The sequence below is a fragment of the uncultured Enterococcus sp. genome, from assembly GCF_913775425.1.
Taxonomy (GTDB): Bacteria; Bacillota; Bacilli; order Lactobacillales; family Enterococcaceae; genus Enterococcus_G.
On the sequence record NZ_CAJYIS010000073.1, the window covers coordinates 1 to 22,741 of the forward strand.

The following is a 22,741-nucleotide window of genomic DNA, read 5'->3' on the forward strand; positions in this document are numbered from 1 at the left end:
ATTAAGATACCCAACAGATAAGTTAGTACTTGCACCGCCGATCCGACAGCTAAAATACGAATAGCACAGATAAATGTTTCTCTTTTCACTTGTTTTGCTAAAAACAATTTCGTTTGTTTGTAAACAAAAGGCACAATCAATAATGACAGTAAAACTGTTACAGGTGCCAAATGAAGTAGTACAGACGCGATAATTCCTATAAATGCAAACAGATTAAAAAACACAAATAAATTCAATGACCCTTTACGGCCCAAATAATGTGCTAATGTATACCGTTTATTCTTTTCATCTTCTTCCATATCACATGTGTTATTTGCAAGCATTAAGTTTGCAATCCACAGTGTATTCGGCAATGCTATAATAAAAATACTGGAAATACTTGAAAAATTCCATTCAAACGATTCATACGTGTTTAAGTACACACAAATCAATGAGATCATAAAGCCCATGGTAAACCCAGAGAAAAACTCGCCTAAAGGCAAGCTAGACAAAGGTCTAGGACCAGATGAATAAAAAATTCCTACTAAGTAACAGTATAATCCCATCCAAAAAAGTGGCCAGCCAACAAAATACGCAAGGGTCAATCCCATAATTGCGGAAACGATGATCATACTGGTCATCAGCCAGAACACCAAGCGAACTGATAGATTTTCCCGACCAATAATATTGGTTTTTTCGCGATAATCATGAATATCTGTTGCGTGATGGTAATCGTTATAGTTGTCGAGCATATCGACGGCCATATTGAATAAAAACATTGCAAGAAAATAAATTAGAACAAATCCGAGATGAATGGACCGGTAATGATACCAACTATAACACAATCCGATCAAAAATGGTAACACACTTGCGGTTTTTGCTTTAAATTCTACTAATTCTAAGAATACTTTTAATGACATACGCTTCTCCTTTCATTGAATTGTTACAAGTTGCATAAAATTAGCCAATTTGATAGAAAATAAGGTAGAATATGACTATCCTATTATAACTACCGAAAGGGCTGTATTATGCACTCATACTGGAACGATTATCCTACAATTCAGAGCAAACTCCAAGTCGTTTGCTCAATTTTAGAAGAACACATGACGATTCGTAACAAAGAAATCCAAGAAACTTTGGTTGAATTTAGCCGCGCAGGTGGCAAATACCTTCGTCCAGCCTTCTTTTTTTTATTTGCTGAATTGGGAGATAGTACAAAACAAGACAAAGACCGCTTAGCAAAAATTGCGGCATCAATTGAATTACTTCACATGGCAACATTGATCCATGATGATATTATCGATGATTCTCCACTACGTCGTGGCGTGATCACTGTACAATCGCACTATGGTAAAGACGTAGCTGTCTATACTGGGGATTTACTATTTACTTTATTTTTTGAGTTACTGATCGATACGATGAACGGCTCACCTTTTATGCAAACCAACGCTCAAGCAATGAAACAATTGCTACTAGGTGAACTTGATCAAATGAACAACCGCTTTAAAGAAAATGAAACGATCGAAGATTATGTTCAAAGCGTCGATGGTAAAACGGCGGAATTATTTTGGTTAGCTTGCTTAGAAGGGGCTCATTTTGGACAAACTTCACAAGAAATCGAAAAATTAGCTGGTGAGATCGGCCGCAATATCGGGATCGCATTCCAAGTTTATGATGATATCCTAGATTACACGGCTGATGAAGAAGTCTTACAAAAACCGGTTTTAGAAGATTTAGCGCAAGGTGTCTACACTGTGCCGCTACTGTTAGCAAAAGCAGAGCACGCAGAAGCATTTAAACCTTTGTTAGACAAAAAGGAACAACTGACACCAGAAGATGCCAAGCAAGTAGCCAAACTTGTTCATCACTATGATGGTGTAGAAAAAGCCAAAGCCTTTGCTAGAGATTATACTGAGCGAGCACTAAACGGTATTCAACAATTACCACAAGGTCCTGCTCGTGACCAAATCGAAAAACTAACCCGACAATTGCTTGAACGTAATTATTAATTGTCCATTATCTTTACCTTTGTGAAAAAATGAACCGAGAGCGATCGCTCTCGGTTCATTTTATTTTGGCTGAAAAATATGACTGATCTTTAATAAAATCAATACGGCAATCATCGTAACCAGTGCTGTTGCTAGTCCACTGGCACTATTCATTACAAGTGAGAAGAGCCACGGTTTCATTCCCCAAAGAGCATAAGCTCCCCAAAAGATCCAACCCGCGATAAAATGAAAAATGTAACGTACAAATGTACCTAAAAAAACACCTTGAATGGCGGCGATCGTTACTTGATGACGGTTGTCTCGTGTTAAGCCATTTTGCAGTTTAACTGCATATATCCCGGCTAATCCCAGACAAGCATCGGCTACTGGATATTCTAATACGACTTGGACAGGTGTTAAAAAATAAGCCATCCCTGTTACAAAATGCAATAATCCCCAAACAAGTCCTGCCGCCATTCCTGCTTTGACTCCACGTCTTAAAGCAAATACGATCAGTGGGATCTGACCTAAAGATATTGAAAAACTACTGCCGATATTTAGTGGAATAAAAGACAACACGATTCCCAGTGCTGCCATGATCGTTCCTTCCACCCATATCCGATTTTTTTGTTGCAAAAAAAGTCCTCCTTTGTCTGAATCCACAAAGGAGGACATATTTATGTCACTCTCACAATCCCTACGTTCGCATGATCGAAACAGGTTCAGAGGGTTTAGAGCACTGCTCATTCTCAGCCCAGATGGACTCCCCTTTGTGAATCATTCAATTTTTTTGTTCCTAGATAGCATAACATAATGATAAAAAAGCGCAAGTTATTTTGAATTCAACACGTTATTACTTGCTGCGGCTAGACTTGCTAATAAGTTTTCACCCGATTCCATTGTATCGTTATCCGCAGATAGGATCGCCACCAAATACGGTGTATCATTACTTGAGACTTGTCCGATACTATTGACGATCCACGTTTCACTACCATCTTCTTTTTCATCATTTAACCAACCATTTTTTAAGGCAACATTCTCAGAAAGTGTGCCGATCCCAAAACGTTGCTCATCAGAAACATTTCGCATCAACTCTTGGATCTGAGCTTGTTCTTCTTTTGTTAAATAATCAGAAGTCTCAAAAACAGTCCGTAACAACTTGATTTGATCACTTGCTGTCGTTTGAGTCAATCCCCAACTCTCTTCATCGACTTTCGTATCGTTCATATTCAAGGTATCAAACATAGCTTGTAACGCAGTTAAACCACCTGCTTTTTCATCTAATAAATAGGTTGTATCCTCATTGTCGCTATCTTCGATCATTGAACGTAAAGACTCTAAGTCATCTTCATCAAGGGTCTCCCCATTTTCACGGATCGTATGCAATAAAAGGGTCGCGACAGCTACTTTGACGATACTTGCGGTATAAAAGCGCTCGTTACTATTTTGATCAGTGATCAATTGACCATCTGCCCAAATCGCGATACTTACTGGATTTTTTTGTTCGGTTAAAATTGGTTGCCAAGCATTTTTCAAACGCGTCTCTAGCGTGTCAGTTGTTTTCGTCTCGCTTGCTTGCTTTGTGTCAGTCGCTTTTTTCGTCGTTTGAAATAAACGATGAACCGCTACGACTTTAGGAATATGTAGTTGGCTAACGACTAGTGTCGCACTCAACCAAAAACACATCGTCAATACTAAATAGAGCGACAAACGGTTACGAAAATGATATTTTCTAGCGAGCACTGTTTGAACGACTAAAAGCACTAGCGCTAAAATCAATAAAAAACTAATAAACCAATAGGAGATCATCAGATATACTACTAAAAGACCAATGATACTCATCCCAGTCCATTTTAAATACTTGTTAATACAGGTCACACCTCTCTAAATGCACACTGTTTTTCATGATCATTGACCATTCCTACAGCTTGCATGAACGAGTAGCTCGTTGTGGGTCCAATAAATTTAAAGCCTCGTTTTTTTAATTCCTTACTCAAAAAAAGCGCCGTCTCTTTAGGGTCGGGCATATAGACCGTAAATGTTGCAAAATACGTCGCCAAATCACCAAATGTTTCTTGTAATTTTTGTGCGGCTTGTGCGTTTGCGATTACGGCTTCGATTTTTTTACGATGACGTATGATCCCTTGATTTTCCATCAGTTCATCGACTTTTTCAGGGGTGAATTGTGCGATTTCTGGAATCGACCAGTTCGCAAATGCTGCGGTAAAATTAGCCCGTTTTTTTAGAATCGTTGACCAACTTAGGCCAGACTGCATCAATTCAAGAGTCAGTGCTTCAAACAATGCTTCATCTGTTTGATGGACTTTTCCCCATTCTGTATCATGGTAAGCTTGTTCGATTGGATCATCTTTTACCCATTGACAACGATAGACCATGGTAACTCCTCCTTATAGCTCAGATGCTCTCTTGATTATAACAAGTTTCTATGAAAAAATCGTGACGAAAGCTTTAGAAAAACATGACAAAAAAACGTTAACTTCTCCATTGAATGAGAAGCTAACGTTTGATCTAGTGGGTAAAATAGCTCGCGATTTTATCGCCAGTCCATTGAATGATCTGCACTAATATGACAAGAAGTAAAATGACACTCAACAAGACACCAGTTTCATAGCGATTGTACCCGTATTGAATTGCCAAGTCACCGATCCCACCGGCTCCGATCGTACCAACCATCGCCGAGTATCCCAATAAACTAATGATCGTAAGTACGATTCCACGGATCAATGCTGGCAGACTTTCTGGTAACAATACATTGAAAATGATTTGAGGGATCGTAGCCCCTTGTGCCACACTAGCTTCTAAAACTCCTGGATCGATATCTGCAAAAGCTCCTTCGGCGATTCGGGCAAAAAAAGGAATCGCAGCAATCGATAAAGCAAGCGCACCACCTAATGGCGTATACGGATCTTTTAAAATCAAGGCCAATACTGGCAATAACGTCACTAGTAAAATCAAGAATGGCAAAGAACGGATCGCATTGACAATGAATCCTGCGATTCGATGTAAGGCCCGATTTTTGATAAATAGTTCATGACTTGCTAAAAAAAGGAGTAAGCCGACCAAACCACCAACTACTACACCAACGATCGTTGAGATACCAACCATTTCTGCCGTTTCTAACAAAGCTTTTGGCAAATATAATCGTAAAATTTCTGACGTGCTTTCCATCAAGCGACCTCCTTAATGATCGTACATTGCGCTACACGATCAGCTAGTACTTCTAAAACCGAAGCTTTATATTTTGTCTCGGCTTGCAAATGAACGAGTAAGATCCCGATCGCTTGACCTTTGATATATTCGATCTTTCCATGCACGATGCTGATCGTGACCGGAAATTGTTTGGAGATTTCCGAGATGAGTGGTTCCAGTGCAAATGTCCCTTGATACCGTAGTTCGATCAAAGTTCCTGTTGACAGTTGCTGATCTAACTCTTCTGGAAAATCTAGATCAAAATATCGTCCGACTAAGCGCTTAGTCAATTCATGTTTGGGTGTAGCAAATAAGTGATACGTTTCTGCTAGTTCAACGATTTCACCATTTTCCATAACTGCCATCCGATCAAATAAGCGATGGGCCACTTCTAATTCATGGGTGATAAATACGATCGTCAAGTTTAACCGTTGATTGATCTCTTTTAGTAATTTTAAGATTTCTTCTGTCGTTTCAACGTCTAGTGCACTCGTCGCTTCGTCACAAAGTAAAATCTCAGGATCATTGATCAAAGCTCTGGCGATACCGATCCGTTGTTTTTGACCACCAGATAGTTCATTAGGATACGCGGCATATTTTTCTTCTAAATCGACAAGCTGTAATAATTCACGTACCCGTGCTTCTCGTTTTTCTTTTGGATAGTGACTGGCTTTTAATGCAAACAGCAAATTTTGTGCTACTGTCCGATTGGTGATCAGATTGAATTGCTGAAAAATCATTCCGATTTTTTGACGCGTTTGACGTAGTGCCTTCCCTTTTTGCGGTACGATATCTTCTTGATCGATCAAGATCTGGCCACTCGATGGTTTTTGCAAGCCATTTAGTGTTCTGATCAACGTACTTTTCCCTGCACCACTCAATCCCACGATCCCAAAGATCTCTCCTTGATAAACGGTGAGATCGACATCTTTGACTGCATGGACGCTCGTATTCTCTTTGGTATACGTTACATTGACTTGTTTTAAGACTAATTTTATGGCTCTACTCATTTTTGCTCACTCCAAAATGCAGGATGTTCGAAGTTTTTAAATGGTGAATCAGCGATTTTTTCTTGGAACGCTTTACTATCTAAAACTTCTTTGACTGCTTTAGCAAATTTACTGTCTTTCTCATCTGTGCGGACAACAAAGACATTTTTGTAGTTATCTGTTAGTTTTTCCAAAGCCAACGCATCAGCTGGATCCAATTTTGCTGCCCAAGCAAAGTTCCCAGGAACTGCTGCTACATCTACGGTATCAAGCGAACGAACTAATTGAGCCGCTTCTAAAGGTTTGATCGTTAGATTTTTAGGATTGGTCGCAATATCATTGACGGTCGCTTTCGTTTCATCGATATCTGCTTTTAACGTGATCAAGTCATTCGCTGCTAACAATTTTAACGCACGAGCAAGATTAGACGCATCATTTGGAATCGCAATCGTTTGTTGATCACTGATCTCTGATAATTCTTTTAATTTCGTTGAATATAGCCCCATGCCTAGTGTTGGCACTTGTTGCACGACGCTTAATTTTAAGTCATTATCTTTAGCAAATTTTTCTAAATAAGATGTATGTTGGAATAGATTGGCATCGATCTGTCCGCCAGCTAATGCTTTGTTTGGCTGGATATAATCATTGAATAATTTCGTTTCCAATACAAAGCCTTTTTCTTTTAATAATGGACTGATCACATCTGTTACCATCTCCCCGTATGGTCCAGGAGCTACTCCGACGACTTTTGTTTCAAGTTTGGTGTCGTCTTCTTGTCCAGAAGCGCTTGAACCACATGCTCCTAATACAAAGGTTGCGACAAATCCTAGTGCTACTAATCCCCATTTTGTTGTTGTTTTCATAATCAATTCCCCCTTTTAAAATAAAAAAAGCCCTCATCCTTTTCTAAATAGAAAAGGACGAGAGCGAATGCTTTCGTGTTACCACCTTTGTTTATCGTCTTTTTACAAAGAACGACCTCGACTAGTACCATCATACTAGGTTGCGCTAACGGGCACATCCGTCACAGGCTCATACTTACTCACCTGTGAATTGCTCAAAGACCATCTTCGACGATTCTAAAACATTCCTTTTCACCATCCAGGAACTCTCTTGGCTTTTATCTTCGTGTACTCTTCTTTTCAACGCAATGATTATATGAAGTTATCGAAAACTATAATCTTATTTTAATCGTTTGTCAATCTTTTTTTCATCAAAAATCAGTCGATATACGAACGAATTTTTTCAGTATACGTACGGATCACATCAGCTGAATGTGCAAATTGGGCTTGTTCTTCTGTCGTCATATGCATCTCTAACACATCAAATACACCTTCACGATTTAACACGACCGGCACACCAGCATAAATGTCTTCTTCATCATATTCGCCTTCTAATAAAGTCGAAACTGGAATAATCGAATTTTCATCAAATAAAATGGCTTTGATGATCCCTACACAAGCAGAAGCGATCCCATAATAAGTCGTTCCTTTCCGGTTATAGATTTCCCAGCCTTCTTTAGTCGTCTTTGTGACAAGATCTGCTAGATCAACTTCACCGACGATATCTGGATTATCTTTGATCACATCAAAAATCGGTTTTCCAGCAACGGTCACTGTCGACCAAGGAACCATCAATGAATCACCATGTTCTCCCATTGCATAGGCATAGATACTACGAGGATCAACATCAACTAGATCTGCGACAAAATTTTGTAAACGTGCGGAATCGACAGAAGTACCCGTACCGATGACTTGGTTTTTTGGTAATCCAGACAAGCGGTACACTAAGTAGGCCATCATGTCAGCCGGATTTGAGACGACTAAAAAGATCCCATCAAATCCGCTTTCCATTACTGGCTCTACGATTGATTTGACGATTTTAGCACTTAAATCTAACGTATCCAAACGCGTTTGTCCGGCTTTGGGTGGCGCACCTGCTGTGATCACGATAATGTCGACATCTTTACAATCAGCATACGTTGCCGTTTTGACTTTCACATTGCGGTCTAAATAACGAATCGAATTACGCAAGTCTCGCACTTCTCCTGCGGCTTTTTCTTCATTGATATCGATCAATAGTACTTCATCACAAACACCTTGTGTAATTAAACTAAAAGCAGTTGAAGAACCCACTAAACCAGTTCCAACGATCGCTACTTTCGATGGTTTGATATACATACTCATCCTCTTTTCTATTATTGTTTTAGATCAAATCCTTGTTTTACTAAAAATGCAGCAATCTCTTTACGACGTGTCACGCCAAAAAATTCAGCCATTTTAGAAGAAAAATCAGCTTTTTGAGCATTGCTACTGCGTGCACCATAATACGTTTCTAATTGCGCATCATATGCTGAGAAATCACTAAAAGTTGCTTTGGGATAAGTATTTTCAGCTACTACATTTGCTTGTGGCAGACGAGGCTTGGTTTCATTTTTAACAATTGGATAACCGATCGTCATCCCAAATAAAGGCAATGTATGATCAGGCAAGTCCAATAATTTGGCGATCTGTTCAATATCATTACGGATTCCACCGATATAACAGATCCCCAGATCTAGAGATTCTGCTGCTAGTGCCATATTTTGTGCAGCGATCGTTGCATCCACTACAGCAACCAATAACGCTTCGGTATTACTGACACCAGCTAGATCCTCACCATTTTGACGTAAAAGTTCAGCATGACGATACAAATCTGCGACAAATACATAAAAAGTGCCAGTTTGTTTTACATAAGGTGCGCTATTCGTAATATCGGCTAACTGTTCACGTAATGCAGGATCCGTGATTTCTAGTATCGAATAGGCTTGGACAAAGTTTGAAGTCGAACCGCTTTGTGCTGCCGATACTAAAGTCTGTTTAATTTCTGGGGACAATGTTTTTTGCTCAAATGCACGTACTGAGACATGTTCGAGCATGTTTTGGATCGTTTGATTCATGTGCTAAACTCCTTTATCATTGATTTCTTATATAGGATAGCATAAAACCAAGTCGTACAACACGCATCTTGATTCTAATTAAACGAAGAAAATCACCGCTTTTGACTATTTATACTTAAGACTTAAGAATCTTTTAATCAAATAAAAGCCGATAAAACCAAGGTATTACATGACTTTATTCCTCAGTTTAGACAAAAAATGGCTTACCTAACAGTTCTGTTAGTTGATTCTATGGTTTTTACTTTCAAAATCTTTCATAATAAACGTAACAAAACTATTACAAAGGGGTTTTCAATTATGAAAAAAATTATTGGGATTGCTATTTTGGCCGTTGTCGTTATCGGAGGTGTCTTCGGATTTAATTACTATCAAAAAACCTATAATGGTCATGAAGCATATGCTAAAGTACCTACAACTGTACCTGAAAAACACGAGACTAAAGATGCAAATGGCAATGTAGTCGACGGCTCTTACTCTTACGACTACACTTTCACATTTGTAAATGATAAAGGCGAAAAAACACAAATGGACTATGAACTTAGTGGTGATGATCCACAACCATTGACACCAGGAGCTTATATTTCAGCAGAAATCAGTGAAACCAGAATCGTCAGTGGTCCAAATGATATCGCACAAGAGAAAATTCCAACCAAAGCATTAGACGTGTTAAACGCCAACGATTAATCTAAAAATACCTCTTAAGTCCCTAGAAGTTTTAGATTCAATCAACTAGTATAGTACTTAAGGACATCGATCGCTTAGTCCAAATTAGTGATGTTTGGACTTAACGGTCGATTTCTATTCATATTCATACAGGAGGAAGTTATGGAAACGATTGTACAAGTAAAAGAAGTTACAAAAGTATATGGGAAGAAAAACGAAAAACAAACACAAGCCTTACGTGGTATCGATTTTACTGTCGAAAAAGGTGAATTCGTCGGGATCATGGGGGCATCTGGTTCTGGTAAATCAACTCTATTAAATATTTTATCGACTCTTGATCAACCTACGACGGGTGAGATCATGATCCATGATCGTAATTTAACCGCACTAAAAGGCAATCAACTAGCTGATTTTCGTGCCAAAGAAATTGGCTTCATCTTCCAAGAATTCAACTTATTAGAAACAATGACAGCTAGTGAAAATATTGCGATTCCACTTTCTTTACAAGGTGTCAAACCAAAAGAAATCAAAGAACGAATCGCAACCGTAGCCACTCGTTTGGGAATTACGGAGATCTTAAATCAATATCCAGCTGAACTATCTGGTGGCCAAAAACAACGGGTCGCCGCTGCCCGCGCATTGATCACACAACCTGCGATTTTATTAGGTGATGAGCCTACAGGTGCACTGGATTCAAAAAGCGCCAAAGATCTACTAGATATGATGGAAGAATTAAATCAAAACGATCAAGTCTCGATCTTACTCGTGACTCACGATCCTTTTTCAGCAAGCTATTGTAAACGTATCTTATTTATTAAAGATGGTGTGATCCATCAAGAAGTTACTCGTGGCGGAAAAACACGTAATCAATTCTATCAAGAGATCTTAACGACTCTAGGAAATCTGGAACAATAGGAGGTCTCAAGATGATTTGGAAACTCTCACTGACAGGAATCAAGACACGCTTACGTGATTATATGATTTTATTTTCCGGACTGGCAATCGCTTCTGCTATCTTTTACATGTTTGAAAGTCTAGCTACAAATAAAGATTTCTTAGAACACAGCAACACCATCAGCGCAGTCGGTCTTGTCTTTCACTTAGGAACCGTCTTACTTGCGATCATCACCTTTGTTTACGTACTTTATGCAAACTCATTTTTAATGACCTTGCGTCAAAAAACCTATGCGATGCTGATGACATTAGGTGCACGAACAGGGAAAATCGCTCAAATGATCTTTATCGAAACGTTTGTAGCAGGTATCGTCGCTACGATCGTCGGAATGGTGATCGGAACTGGACTAACCGCACTGGTCAATCAATTACTGGTAAACCAATTAAACATTAGTGTTAGCCATTATACACCAATCAGCATTTCCGCCATGCTAGCAACTCTGATCTATTTCGTTGCTGTCTTTTTGATTGCTTCATTTATCAATGCTTCTTCGATCGTTAAAAAATCGGTCTTACAGCTACTAAAAGAACAAGGTACACCGGTGCGTCTAAAACGCAATCCTGTATTGTTATTTTTAGAAACGATCGTCGGGATCATCTCATTAGCGATCGGCTACTATTTCTTATCTGACATGATCAAGTATCAAATTATGGGATTAGGAATCGCACTAGTCACGATTATTTTAGGAAGTTATTTGATCTTCCATTCGGTCGTGATCTTTGTCATCGGTTTACTCAAACGATCAAACTCGATCGTTTTTCGCAAGTTAACTAATTTCACCTTGTCACAACTAAGTTTTCGTGTACGCGAATTCACACAGATCCTATCAATGGTCTCGATTTTATTTGCTCTAGCACTTGGTGCATTAACCGTTGGATTAGGTTTTCGTAATCAGATCATGACTTACACGAATACAGTGGCACCTTATGATCTTGTCTTAAATAACGCACAAAAAATCGATCAAGCTAGTGTGAATGCACTTGATCCAACGTTAAATGTAGTCTACGATCAAAAATCAGATGACCAAACGATCTATTATATCAAAGAACAATTTGACCAACATCCACTAGAAGTAAAAGATCAGTCGATTTTTACTTCAGGAGAAGCAACGGATAAAGTAGAAAAATATGATGCCACACAGATCGAGCAAAACGAACACGCACAATATCAATTACAAGCAATCGAATTACCTGATCAAAAAACAAAAACTATCAAAATGATCAGCCAAGCAGATTTTGATACGCTAGGTCTGGATGAAAGCCAACTTCAAGTCGTAAATGTTGCAGACTTTACGACCTCAATGGACAAGATCAAAGCTCTAGTAGCTGAAAACGAAAAAAACAATCCTTCACTTGGTGGCGAAAATGGTGAGAATAGCTTCTCTCAAAAATATTATGTCTTTAACATCTACAATTCGCTATTTTCCGGATTTGAGTTTATGGGCTTCTTCCTAGGGATCGCCTTCTTAACGATGTTAGCTAGCTGCTTGATGTTCAAGATCTTATCTTCTGCAAATAGTGATGCCATTCGTTACGAAATGTTGCGTAAGATCGGAACAAGACAAAGTTTATTAAAACAAGCGATTCGTAAAGAAATTGGTATCTTATTTTTACTACCGGGTGTTCTAGGAAGTATCCATGTTTTATTTGGTTTAAAAATGTTTAAAGGACTACTTAGCCAACCGTATCATAATATCTGGATCCCATTTACGATTTTTATCGTACTGTATGCACTGTATTACCTTGCAACGATCTGGATTTACACGAGCATTGTCTTGCCAAAAGAAAAACAACACTAAAAAAATGATCTTACCTTATCGGGTAAGATCATTTTTTTGTTTTTGGATATTTTTTACGGAATAAACACGATAAAAGATGAATGGTAACACGAGCGTCACGGCAAAACAACTTGCCAATAATAGTAGATAAGATCCACTTTGACTTTTACTGATCGTCGTCGGCACGATAAATGCCGTGATCACTGCACTGACCGAGATTAATAAACCGCAGCTGGCTACGATTTTTTTAATGACCAAGCCACCAGGAATTTGATATTCGCGTGGTAGATCTTGATGTTTGTGCAAAACGACAAAGTAGGCGATAAAGAACAAAATATAGGCGCTTAGATAAATCAAAACAGTCATTGAAATCGCTGCTTGAAAGGCGATCCCGCCCGAACCACCAGAACCAAATGTTAATAAAGCAGCCCAGATTGTTACGATGATCGCTTGGATCACCAAGATCTTAACGGGAACTTGATGCTGATTTTTTTGTGCTAATCCTTTAGGTAATAAACCTTTCGTCGCCGCAAATTGTAATCCTTCTGTTGGACTGACGATCCAAGAACTGACTTGGGCAAAGATCCCAAATGAGATCAAAAAGCCAATCAAACGAACGCCCCAACTTAAATGTCCTGGTGAAAACAATAGCGTCGCCGTATCCACCACTCCTTGATTTGATGAGATGGTTCCTGTTAGTACCATCGATACGATACTGCCACCTAATGTACTCATTACGATTCCCACAAGAACAAGTAAAATCAATAGTTTAGGATAGTTTTTTTGCGGATTTTCTAGCGATGAAAAATGTGGTGCTGAAGCTTCGACACCCATGTAAGCTAAAACAAATGACGTCAAAGCACCGATATCTTTTGTAGTAGGGAAGAAAGGCACTTTCGTAAAATTCGAAGACAACGTATGTCCCTTCATAAAGTAAAGAATGGTAAATATAGTCAAGATCAATACTGGTAAAACGATCCCGATCGAAAAACCATATTTTGCTAGACGCGCTGTCATCTCAGTCCCTTTGAATTGGACTAATGTGAGTACCCAAAAAATAAGAACGACTGCTAAAAACTTAAACAATGGATTGCTATTCATTTCTGGAATATTTAAGACATATGCTAACGTCCCTACGATAAAATAAATCATTGTTACAAAGCCGACGGTGATCTGAAACCATTGAAAAAATAAAGCTGCAAAGCCAAATTTTTCTCCCAAAGGTTTTCCGACCCAGCTATAGATCCCACCTTCTTGATACCCTTTGATCGTCGCCAGTTCTGCAGCACATAAAGCTACTGGTAAAAACCACGTGATCCCGCAAAGAAGTAAAAAGAAGATCAATGATTTCCCCGACGCAGCAAACGTCGGGTACTCATATACCGTGATAAATAAAGAAGCTGTCATTGAGAAAAAAGCAAAACGTGACATTTTACTTTGTTGTCCTTCGTTCATCTCCACTCACTCCTTAATGGGTAAAGCCATGAACATGAGGGCCTTCGTCAGCATGCATCGATACATTCGCTTTATCTAGTTCGGCTACTGCAGTCTTGATATCTTCGATCAATGCATTGGCCATATTCATCCCAAAATCACCACGACAGACAAACCGTTGGATCTCCACATTTTCTAAATCTTCCGGCAGTGGATAAGCGGGTACTTGCCAGCCTTTCATTTGCAAACGATCAGCTAGATCATAAAGGTTCCACTCTACATTTGCATCAGGTTTTAGACGATAGCAGACGATCGGTAAGTTTTCACCGTCATTATATAATTCAAAAATATCAAATGAGTCGATCGCTTGAGCGATCTTCATCGCAACTTTTTGCGTACGCAGATGGATCGCACGATAACCATCAAAACCAAAACGATAAAAATTATAATACTGTCCTAAAATCTGACTAGCACTACGAGAAAAATTAATTGCCATCGTAGGCATCTCGCCACCAAGATAACTCACATTAAAAATCAATTCTTCCGGTAAGAAATGGCGCTCACGCCACAAGATCCAACCAACACCTGGATAAACTAGACCGTATTTGTGACCAGATGTATTGATTGACACGACATTTTTCAATCTAAAATCCCACTCTAAATCGGGAAACACAAATGGCGCAAACATCGCACCGCTCGCACCATCGACATGGATGCCTAACTCGCGACCCGTTTCTTGATTGAACGCTTCGACTTTGTCATTTAACGCTTTGATATCATCGTATTTACCAGTATAGGTGATCCCTAAGATCCCCACGATCCCGATCGTATAGTCATCGACATAATCCATGACTTTATCGACATCGATACTCATATGGTTGGCATCCATCGGTACGGTACGCATCTCTACATCCCAATAGACACAGAATTTTTCCCAACAAACTTGATAACCAGATGAAATCACCAAATTTGGTTTTTGTTTTTGGATATCGACACCTCGAGTTTGTGCTTCATTACGCCATTTGAACTTCATCGCCATCCCACCAAGCATACACGCTTCACTTGATCCAACAGTAGATGTTCCAATCAACTTTTTAGGATCTGGTGCATTCCACAGATCACCGATGATCTGTACACATGATTCTTCGATCGCAGCTGTATTGGGATATTCGGATTTATCGATCGCATTTTTTTCAAATGTTTCAGACATCAATTTTTGAGCTTCAGGTTCCATATAGGTTTGGCAAAATGTTGCCAAGTTTTGTCGAGCATTTCCTTCATCGATCAATTGATCCTTGATCAAACGATAAGCTAATGTCGGGCTGACCGGCTCTTTTCTTAATTTCTTTAAGATCACATTTTCATTTGCTTGGATTGAACCAAAAATCGGATTGTTGATTGAATTGTAGTCACTCATGTTCATTTCCTCCTAATTATGTTCATTTGATAGTGATGATCGCTCCCTGACGACCAAAGTCCAAAGTGCCCCATCTTCTTTTGTACTTCTTTATTATAGCTGATTTTGTGTGGAAACGAACGAACGAATGCCTTACATAAATGATAGCTTAAGTTATATAATATGCAGAAATTGATAATCAATTGAATCAGTAAAATTATTTTATTTCCTCATGTGGGTAGAGTTTCCCATTTTTGTCCACGAAACGTGAAATTTCTGGTCTAGGTGTCTAGTCACATACGTGTTACTATTATTATGAGTGTTATGCTATCTGCCTGATGTTTTACATAACTTTCTAGCTATTGTTCTTTGGTCATTAAAAAAACCGAGATCTTTTGTAAAAGATCTCGGTTACCTACCCTCGTCATCTTCTGAACAATGAGTTTCCGCCATAAAACTTAGCGTCAACTATCGTCGATCAGTAGATTTTAATTGATTAGAGAGTTTCTTTAAGCGATGTAACACTAGTACGGTCAGGCAGATCGTCACTCCTAGACCCAAAAGATAAAAACTCAAGTATTCATTAGTACTTGGCAACACCCCATAATACGTCTGTGTAGTCGACGGCTTTGTAGTATTTCCATCTCCTGGCTGCATCGGATTTTGTGGATCCTCCGTTTCTTCCTGCCCTAAAATACCCGTTACATCAATTTGGTCATTCATGACACCCCTCCTTTAGATACTAATATTATTTCTTTATTAATACGTTTATTAAATATCTTAAATCAGCATCCTTATTTATTTAAGGCTTTAAATTGTAAAGTCATTGTATAGTTTACTTTTGTAATACTACTAACAGCATCACCAACTGTCCCATTATATTCAAAGTTAAACACTCCACCCGAACCTTCAGTCGCTGTTCCAGTTGCTCCAGGTGTAGTAACTGCGTCTAAATTCGCAATTACAGTTGGAGATGCAGGATTCTGAATGTCACCAGCAGTAATCAAATTTGTTGTTTTATTTACTATAGTCGCACCTTTAACAGCAGTAGCTTCTAGAGTCAAATCAAGACCGTAATTATCCGTTGTATCTGCTTGTTGAGCAATACTTTCGTAAGCTACAGATACAGGACGTCCAGAATTATTTTGAACTGTATAAATTGGTGATAACAATGTAGCGCCCGCTATTCCAGAAGTTGCACCAAAAGTTGTTTTAATTGGAACGGTTACGTTTATCCATGCTGGATCATTTTCTGGTAATCCTCCATCTGGATCGGTATTACTAGCACCTAATGTACCATTGATAGGAACAGTAGTCTCTACATTGTCATCATTCACAGTTCCATTACTTTCATTTGCACCGTTTACTACTTTATCATTAGCGGAACCATCTGGATTGGTATTTTCTACAGCCGATACACTAACCGCTCCCACTGCCAATAAACTTGTTGATAACAATAAACCTAATAATGTTTTCTTCATGATCTATTTCCCCTTTGTATTTTATTTTTTGAAACTATTTATTTATCAACTATTAAAGTTAATAACGCTTGGACTTCACCTTGCTTCTTCTTCGTATCTGGATCATAGATATTGAAAGTAGCTGTGGCTGGATAAGATCCAGGATTCAATTTTTGAATCAATGTTGCCGATTTTATTTCTTCACCAGGTTGGATAGCGCCTGTTTCGTAAACTTTTGATTTATCGTTGTCTAAAGTCACCACCACATTTACAGGCTGGGAGTTTTGTGGAGGATTTTGGATCGCCAAACTCCCTTTCATTGTCTCTTTATCAAAATGAGCTTCAGAGACGATTCGCATATTAAAACTGCTTTTATCTACTGCGTCTTGGGCATATTTTTTGATTTCATCATCTGTCATTTTGGATGCATCTTTACCATCTGGCAAAAAATCTCCGGCTACGATCGTTGCTACTTCTTGCTGTTTATCAAAATATACTTTATAAACAAAGAAACCTCCAACGATTAGCAATAATAGTAACAATAAAAGCAACAATAGACGTTTCTTTTTCTGTTTTTCTTCTTCCTGGTTCTGCTCTGTTTGCATTTATTTTATCACCTTCCTAAATCTGCTATGGATTTGAGCTAATATTAAATTTCAAATCGTAACTGAATGTAGCTTTATCATTAGTAATAACCGGTCCACTATATTCTCCATAAAAATAAAATTTTTGCTTACTAGCATTACTATCCCAATACGGTTGTAATTGTAAGCTTGAACCTGATAAATCTGCTAAATTCCAATTTGGGGTATTCGTTTGAGAAATCAAATTTAATTTTAATTCTCTATCTCCACTTGTTGAAATATCTGAAACTAAAGATACTTCATTATCCGATTGCGGACTCATCTGGATTGGTTTGACATAAACAACTTGATTACTATTATTAACAATAGTGTACAGCGGATTTTTATCATTAAATACCAATCCCAAAGAATTTCCTGTTGGTTTATACGTAAAACTATTATTTAAATCAATAGCATTTGGAAAAATCAAAGACGTATAAGGATCTACTGCTGCTGTCGTATTTTTCCAAGGTGTATAATACGAATTCCCATTACCATCGTTAATTTGTAATCTTCCATAAACAGTATAAGTTCCAGATAACAATTGATCGAGAACTGCACTCGTTGATTGATCGCCGTCAGTAGTAGAAGTAGCAGGCAAAGTTGTTAAAGCTTTATATACACTTCCATCATCATGTGTACTTGAATTATTTGGTGTAGCATTAGCGTTTGTATACTTGGAAGTAACTGTTGCATCATCAAGCACCGTTGTACTATTTGAAATATAATATTGAGACTGATACGTAAAACTATTGTCCAAAGCACTAGAAACTCCAGTTAAATTACTTGTAAGTTGACTAATGTCTGATGAACTAGTACCGGTAGATGAAATTCCATTAACTGTAACTGCAGGTTGATAAACTATCGATCTATAGTTAGTAATTGTACCCACGTTCGGAGTAGTAGAAGAAGATAATATCTTTCCAGGTTCATTGATAACTGGATTAACTGATGGAGCTGAATTCGTTCCAGAAGGAGAAACTTCATATTTATACAGTACAGTATTACTGTTCCCATTATTATTTAAACTTGCGTTTCCAAACTGCAGTGAGTTCTTACTCCCCGTAAAAACAGAGCTAGAACTATAAGTAGAGTTTGTAGAATTATTTTCGAAGCTTACTAATTCAGGGTTTTGCATGCTATTGATTCGAACATTGGCATTGGTAAACGGTTGACCTAAAGTTTTTAAAGAAAATTTACTATTTTGATCCAAACTAACATTCAATAATCTACTATCGCTATTGTTTAAATTATTACTACTCGTTGTTGAAAGCAATGTTCCATTGTAATAAGGATCGTATTGGTAAATGAAACTAGAATTTTGTTTTAGACTTATATCCAAAGTATTACCGTATATAAAATATTGCTTAGCAGAAGTAATTTTTACGGAAGCACTATCTTCAACGTTTAGTTTACTATTTCCGTAAAGCCATAAAAAACCAGTTCCACCTTCATTTAACCCTTTAGATACTATTTCAACATTACTATCTTTCAAAAAATTAATTGTTCCTTGGAATTCAGCAAATTCTTCGTTATATTGGCCAGATTTTGGATTAGCTGTAAAGAACGTGTTACTCTCTGAAAAATTTATCGTACTATTAGTCCCTGTAGAGAAGAAAGGTTGCCCCCCGTAATTTGCATAATAACTAGTATTTTGAAATGTTTGTGTTGTATTTACTCTACTACTCGTATAACAAATTCCAAAATAATTCTGTACAGGATACTCTTCTGATCCAAAATTTATATTTTGAAATGTAATAGAAACACCCGCAGCAGCACTAAACATTCCCTTCTCGCTACCAGGTGCGATATTATGATAGAATAACACTCGATTAGTATTTGAATTAGCTAGTTTTAAATTAGCACCGTCTATAACTATTCCGTTACTATTCGTAAAAGAGATCCTATCCTTACCTGCAAAATCAATATTAGAAGTTGCATTAATATAAACAATTCCATTGTTATAATTAGTATAATACGACGATTTGTTGACCTCTTGAGCAACTGTTAATAACTCTGTATAACTATTAACTTGAAACTGATTTTCTTTTGTTCCATCTCCATTAATCCCGCTAATCAATTGCACTGAGTCTGTAGTTACTGCATCACTATAAACAGTTGCCTCTACAGTTTCACCGCTAGATTCAACTGCGCTAGATCCTGTTGAACTTTCCGTACTATCCGCGGTCGTTGGTGTTGCGGTATTTGTCGTTTCGGTTGTTGTCGTTTCGGTACTTCCAGTAGTCGTCTCGCTTGTATTCTTTACTGGCTCACTTATTTCAGTAGTTCCTAACGTATTGCTATCTGAAGCTGGTAGCGATTCGGTTGTTGTCGTTGTTGTCGTTGTTTCTGTTGTATTGGTTGTATCTGTGGTTTCTGCTTTTGCTATAAGTGGGCTTAAAATCCCTAGACTTATCGTACTGAGTAAAAGCATTTGTGGTAGTTTTTTCATGGAGGCGCTGCTCACTTCCTTTCATTATTTTTTAGTATATAAAAAATGAACTAGAAAAAAAGAAAACAGGGAGATTATTTCTTTCTTGATATTGTGAATACCAAACATGGCAATTAAATGAGAATAAAATGATTTAAAAAAGAATATGTGACAATAAAAATGATATACTACTCTTTTTCCCCCAAAAAAATTATGTATAATTTCCCCTTATCTACACTTAAATTTTAGCATAGCCCTAAAAGGCAAACAATAATTTTACCTCGAAAAAGGCTTAAAACATATAATAACTATAGCTATTTTATTAATTATATCTTTTCCGAATACTAGTATTATTTTCATTGCTAAACTTACATTGATTTCTGAAAATAACCATTTAAATCTCACTTGTTATTTTAATAAATTATAAAGACATCAGTAAATCTAAACATAAATCCATTCTTTTTATATTTTTTTCACAATAAAATGAAATAAAAACACCGAAACCAAATCGTTTCGGTGTCTTCCTTTATTCTCCAGTTTTTACATCCACCGGTCCGATTTCTTTATTCAAGAAATACGAGATGATCGTTCGGATCACAACGAGTGCGGCAAGTTGAAAGATATCTTGAAGTGTTGGTTTGATGATCGATTCGATGATCCCACCTGCGATCAAGATCTCTAAACTTAATAAAATATAGCCGCCGAGCATTTTTTTGATGGCATTATTTTTTTCGATGCGCATGTCTTTGACAGACACTTTTTCAAAGGTAAATAAAAAGAAATCTTTTGCTGAAAGCAACACGCCCCAAAGCAGCCAGACGATTGCAAATAGTTCTAAGGCTTTTACGATGTACTCAAAATACGATAAGATTTGTTCGATCCATTCTGCGCTCATTGGCTCACCTCGTGTTCTGCTTGCGCTTTTTCTTCAATTTCTTGATTTAAGAAATACGAAATGACGGTCCGGATGATGACGGTTAAGGCTAGCTTTAAAATATCTAACCAGGTTGGTTTTAAGATCGATTCGACGATATCGGCCACGACCAATACTTCTAAACTTAATAAGATATAACTCGCTAAAATCTTGCGTACTTCAGCATTGCGATTGTTTCTCAGCGCATAGTTTTTTTGGATTGGTTGCGTGAAAAAGATTCCTTTTACGACGAGCACTATTCCCACTAATAAAATCAAGATCGAAAATAAATTCAGTAAAAATACGAGCCATTCTAATACTACTCCTGCATCTACACCAAACATCGTCTGCCCCACCTTTTTTTACAATTTCTTTCTATTGTAAAGAAGATTACTTGATTCGTCCAATAACAATCTAGTCACGTGCTTGATCTAGATCAAGGATATTTGTCGCAATCGTTTCAATAAATCGTTGATCATGTTCGATCAAAAGCATCGTCGGTTGTGTACGCAAGATAGCTTCTTCGATCTGACTATGATTAAAGACATCCAAGTAATTTAAAGGCTCATCCCAAATAAAGATTTCGGCTTCTTGAGTCAGTGAGCGAGCGACTTCGACTCGTTTGCGTTGCCCCATACTCATCGTTTCGATTGATTGTAGGAATGTTTCACGTTCCACACCTAATTTACGCAAATTATGCAATAAATCTTGATACGCGATTTTTTCTTGCTCAGCGAACGCTTCTAGTGATCCTTGATTATCCTCATAAAGCTGACGGATCAAACTCCATTGTATTCCGTGAGCGATTTTGATCTCCCCAGCAATTTCACCAGTAAATATTCCTAACATCGCAGCCAGTAAAGAGGATTTTCCTGAGCCATTGCGTCCGATGATTGCAAGTCGCTCCCCTTTTTTAACCGAAAAGGACACAGGTTCAAATAATGGGATACCATCGTAGCTTAATTGAAGATTCGTACATTCAATCAGCGTATCATGGTGCGTGGGTTTTGGATGCATAATCAATTGATCGACCATCTCGATTTCTTTTAAAAGTGTCGCTTTTTGAGCAGCCTGACTTTCAACACGTTTGACGATCGCCTTAGCACGTTTCATTGTTCGCGCCGCATCGGCTCCGATCGATCCTTTATCAATTCCGCCTTTCCCGTTCTTATCTTCACTATTGATAAATCCTTTACGTTTATTGTGTTTATCCTTCTCTCGATTTCCGGCCCACTGTGCTTTTTGAGCTGCGGTTTCTTGTAATCGGTGGATCTCTTTTTTGAGTTTTTCGTTTTGCGCTTGTTCATAGGCATCGCGATTGGCTTTTTCTTGTTCGTATACACTAAAGTTTCCTTGATAGAGTACCAATTGATGACGCTCGATCGATACGATATGATTGACGACTTCATCGACAAATTCTCGATCATGGCTCACTAACAAAAATCCTTGTTTTTTCTGTTTCAAATAACTTGCGACTTGAGTGCGTGCTTGTTTATCCAAATGATTCGTCGGTTCATCGATCAATGGAAAATGTGTCTCTTCGCTAAATAGCAAGGCAAGCAAGACTTTTGTCTGTTCGCCACCAGAAAGACTGGAAAATGGTCGCCATAAGATATCTGGTGTAATCCCCAGTAACGTCAATTCACGTTTGACTTGCCAAAACTCACCGGTCATCAATTCTTCAATGACATATTGAGTCAACTGTGTCGGATCAACTACTGTTTGTGGGAAATAGACAAATTGTTTGGTCGATTGAATCACACCTTGATACGCGTATTTTCCTAACAACAAATTCAACAGTGTTGTTTTACCACGTCCATTACGACCAATCAACCCTAGCTTCCAACTGGTATCGATCACTAGATCCACCTGATCAAATAATCGTTCTTGTTGAAGATCAAAGCCAAAACTTAGTTGTTTTAATTCAATTGAAGACATTTAGACTCCTATTCTCTCGTCCAAATACGAGCAAACCAGAAGCACTT

Annotated in this window: 22 protein-coding genes, 1 riboswitch and 1 other annotated feature; of the genes, 4 read left to right on the plus strand and 18 right to left on the minus strand. The window is 37.9% G+C overall.

What is annotated here, in order from left to right; translation table 11 throughout:
• Positions 1-899: prenyltransferase (locus QZ413_RS08530; RefSeq protein WP_297079260.1), on the minus strand; the 899-nt coding region annotated here is incomplete at its 3' end.
• A gap of 108 nt (positions 900-1,007) precedes the next feature.
• Between QZ413_RS08530 and QZ413_RS08535 the strand changes: the two genes are divergently transcribed.
• Positions 1,008-1,988 (plus strand): polyprenyl synthetase family protein, encoded by a 981-nt coding sequence (locus QZ413_RS08535; RefSeq protein ID WP_297079262.1) that lies wholly within the window; start codon positions 1,008-1,010, stop codon positions 1,986-1,988.
• 60 nt (positions 1,989-2,048) lie between these two features.
• On the opposite strand, the gene thiT is transcribed toward QZ413_RS08535, so the two are convergent.
• The 8 genes from thiT to nfsA form a co-directional block, all read right to left on the minus strand.
• Positions 2,049-2,603, minus strand: a complete 555-nt coding sequence (gene thiT, locus QZ413_RS08540; protein ID WP_297079265.1) for an energy-coupled thiamine transporter ThiT — start codon at positions 2,601-2,603, stop codon at positions 2,049-2,051.
• Between the two features lie 41 nt (positions 2,604-2,644).
• A riboswitch (TPP riboswitch) is annotated at positions 2,645-2,747 on the minus strand.
• Positions 2,748-2,798: 51 nt separating this feature from the next.
• Positions 2,799-3,776, minus strand: coding sequence for a serine hydrolase (locus tag QZ413_RS08545; protein ID WP_297079267.1), 978 nt, complete (start codon positions 3,774-3,776; stop codon positions 2,799-2,801).
• A 65-nt stretch (positions 3,777-3,841) separates the two neighbouring features.
• Entirely contained in the window at positions 3,842-4,363 is a 522-nt protein-coding gene (locus QZ413_RS08550) for a DNA-3-methyladenine glycosylase I (protein ID WP_297079269.1), read from the minus strand.
• A gap of 133 nt (positions 4,364-4,496) precedes the next feature.
• Complete coding sequence (locus QZ413_RS08555; RefSeq protein WP_297079271.1) at positions 4,497-5,156, minus strand: methionine ABC transporter permease; 660 nt, start codon at positions 5,154-5,156, stop codon at positions 4,497-4,499.
• The gene (locus QZ413_RS08560) at positions 5,156-6,187 is read right to left on the minus strand and encodes a methionine ABC transporter ATP-binding protein (RefSeq protein WP_297079273.1); all 1,032 of its coding nucleotides are present in this window, start codon (positions 6,185-6,187) and stop codon (positions 5,156-5,158) included. Before QZ413_RS08560 ends, QZ413_RS08555 begins: the two co-directional genes overlap by 1 nt.
• On the minus strand, positions 6,184-7,029 hold the full coding sequence (locus QZ413_RS08565; RefSeq protein ID WP_297079276.1) for a MetQ/NlpA family ABC transporter substrate-binding protein: 846 nt from the start codon (positions 7,027-7,029) through the stop codon (positions 6,184-6,186). The genes QZ413_RS08560 and QZ413_RS08565 overlap by 4 nt, the downstream gene beginning before the upstream one ends.
• A gap of 50 nt (positions 7,030-7,079) precedes the next feature.
• Positions 7,080-7,321 (minus strand) — a binding site (T-box leader).
• A 65-nt stretch (positions 7,322-7,386) separates the two neighbouring features.
• Positions 7,387-8,346 (minus strand): L-lactate dehydrogenase, encoded by a 960-nt coding sequence (locus QZ413_RS08570; protein WP_297079278.1) that lies wholly within the window; start codon positions 8,344-8,346, stop codon positions 7,387-7,389.
• A 17-nt stretch (positions 8,347-8,363) separates the two neighbouring features.
• On the minus strand, positions 8,364-9,104 hold the full coding sequence (gene nfsA, locus QZ413_RS08575) for an oxygen-insensitive NADPH nitroreductase (RefSeq protein WP_297079280.1): 741 nt from the start codon (positions 9,102-9,104) through the stop codon (positions 8,364-8,366).
• Between the two features lie 297 nt (positions 9,105-9,401).
• Here nfsA and QZ413_RS08580 point away from each other — a divergent pair, with 297 nt between their 5' ends.
• The 3 genes from QZ413_RS08580 to QZ413_RS08590 all read left to right on the plus strand — a co-directional run bounded on the left by QZ413_RS08580 (position 9,402) and on the right by QZ413_RS08590 (position 12,520).
• Positions 9,402-9,788: a YxeA family protein gene (locus QZ413_RS08580; protein WP_297079282.1), complete on the plus strand. Its 387-nt coding sequence runs from the start codon at positions 9,402-9,404 to the stop codon at positions 9,786-9,788.
• Positions 9,789-9,929: 141 nt separating this feature from the next.
• Positions 9,930-10,682: an ABC transporter ATP-binding protein gene (locus QZ413_RS08585; protein WP_297079284.1), complete on the plus strand. Its 753-nt coding sequence runs from the start codon at positions 9,930-9,932 to the stop codon at positions 10,680-10,682.
• An 11-nt stretch (positions 10,683-10,693) separates the two neighbouring features.
• A complete protein-coding gene (locus tag QZ413_RS08590) occupies positions 10,694-12,520 on the plus strand; it encodes an FtsX-like permease family protein (protein WP_297079286.1) in 1,827 nt (608 codons plus the stop codon).
• 15 nt (positions 12,521-12,535) lie between these two features.
• Here the strand turns inward: QZ413_RS08590 and QZ413_RS08595 are convergent, their stop codons facing one another.
• The 9 genes from QZ413_RS08595 to abc-f form a co-directional block, all read right to left on the minus strand.
• On the minus strand, positions 12,536-13,954 hold the full coding sequence (locus tag QZ413_RS08595; RefSeq protein ID WP_297079288.1) for an amino acid permease: 1,419 nt from the start codon (positions 13,952-13,954) through the stop codon (positions 12,536-12,538).
• A gap of 13 nt (positions 13,955-13,967) precedes the next feature.
• On the minus strand, positions 13,968-15,350 hold the full coding sequence (locus QZ413_RS08600; RefSeq protein ID WP_297079290.1) for a glutamate decarboxylase: 1,383 nt from the start codon (positions 15,348-15,350) through the stop codon (positions 13,968-13,970).
• Positions 15,351-15,797: 447 nt separating this feature from the next.
• Complete coding sequence (locus QZ413_RS08605) at positions 15,798-16,052, minus strand: hypothetical protein (RefSeq protein ID WP_297079292.1); 255 nt, start codon at positions 16,050-16,052, stop codon at positions 15,798-15,800.
• Between the two features lie 71 nt (positions 16,053-16,123).
• On the minus strand, positions 16,124-16,786 hold the full coding sequence (locus tag QZ413_RS08610) for a hypothetical protein (protein ID WP_297079295.1): 663 nt from the start codon (positions 16,784-16,786) through the stop codon (positions 16,124-16,126).
• A 62-nt stretch (positions 16,787-16,848) separates the two neighbouring features.
• Positions 16,849-17,394, minus strand: coding sequence for a hypothetical protein (locus QZ413_RS08615; RefSeq protein ID WP_297079297.1), 546 nt, complete (start codon positions 17,392-17,394; stop codon positions 16,849-16,851).
• Positions 17,395-17,419: 25 nt separating this feature from the next.
• Complete coding sequence (locus QZ413_RS08620) at positions 17,420-19,864, minus strand: hypothetical protein (protein WP_297079299.1); 2,445 nt, start codon at positions 19,862-19,864, stop codon at positions 17,420-17,422.
• 505 nt (positions 19,865-20,369) lie between these two features.
• The gene (locus tag QZ413_RS08625) at positions 20,370-20,738 is read right to left on the minus strand and encodes a DUF1622 domain-containing protein (protein ID WP_297079302.1); all 369 of its coding nucleotides are present in this window, start codon (positions 20,736-20,738) and stop codon (positions 20,370-20,372) included.
• Positions 20,735-21,100, minus strand: coding sequence for a DUF1622 domain-containing protein (locus QZ413_RS08630; RefSeq protein ID WP_297079304.1), 366 nt, complete (start codon positions 21,098-21,100; stop codon positions 20,735-20,737). The genes QZ413_RS08625 and QZ413_RS08630 overlap by 4 nt, the downstream gene beginning before the upstream one ends.
• 70 nt (positions 21,101-21,170) lie before the next feature.
• Entirely contained in the window at positions 21,171-22,694 is a 1,524-nt protein-coding gene (abc-f, locus tag QZ413_RS08635; protein ID WP_297079306.1) for a ribosomal protection-like ABC-F family protein, read from the minus strand.
• Between the last annotated feature and the right edge of the window lie 47 nt (positions 22,695-22,741).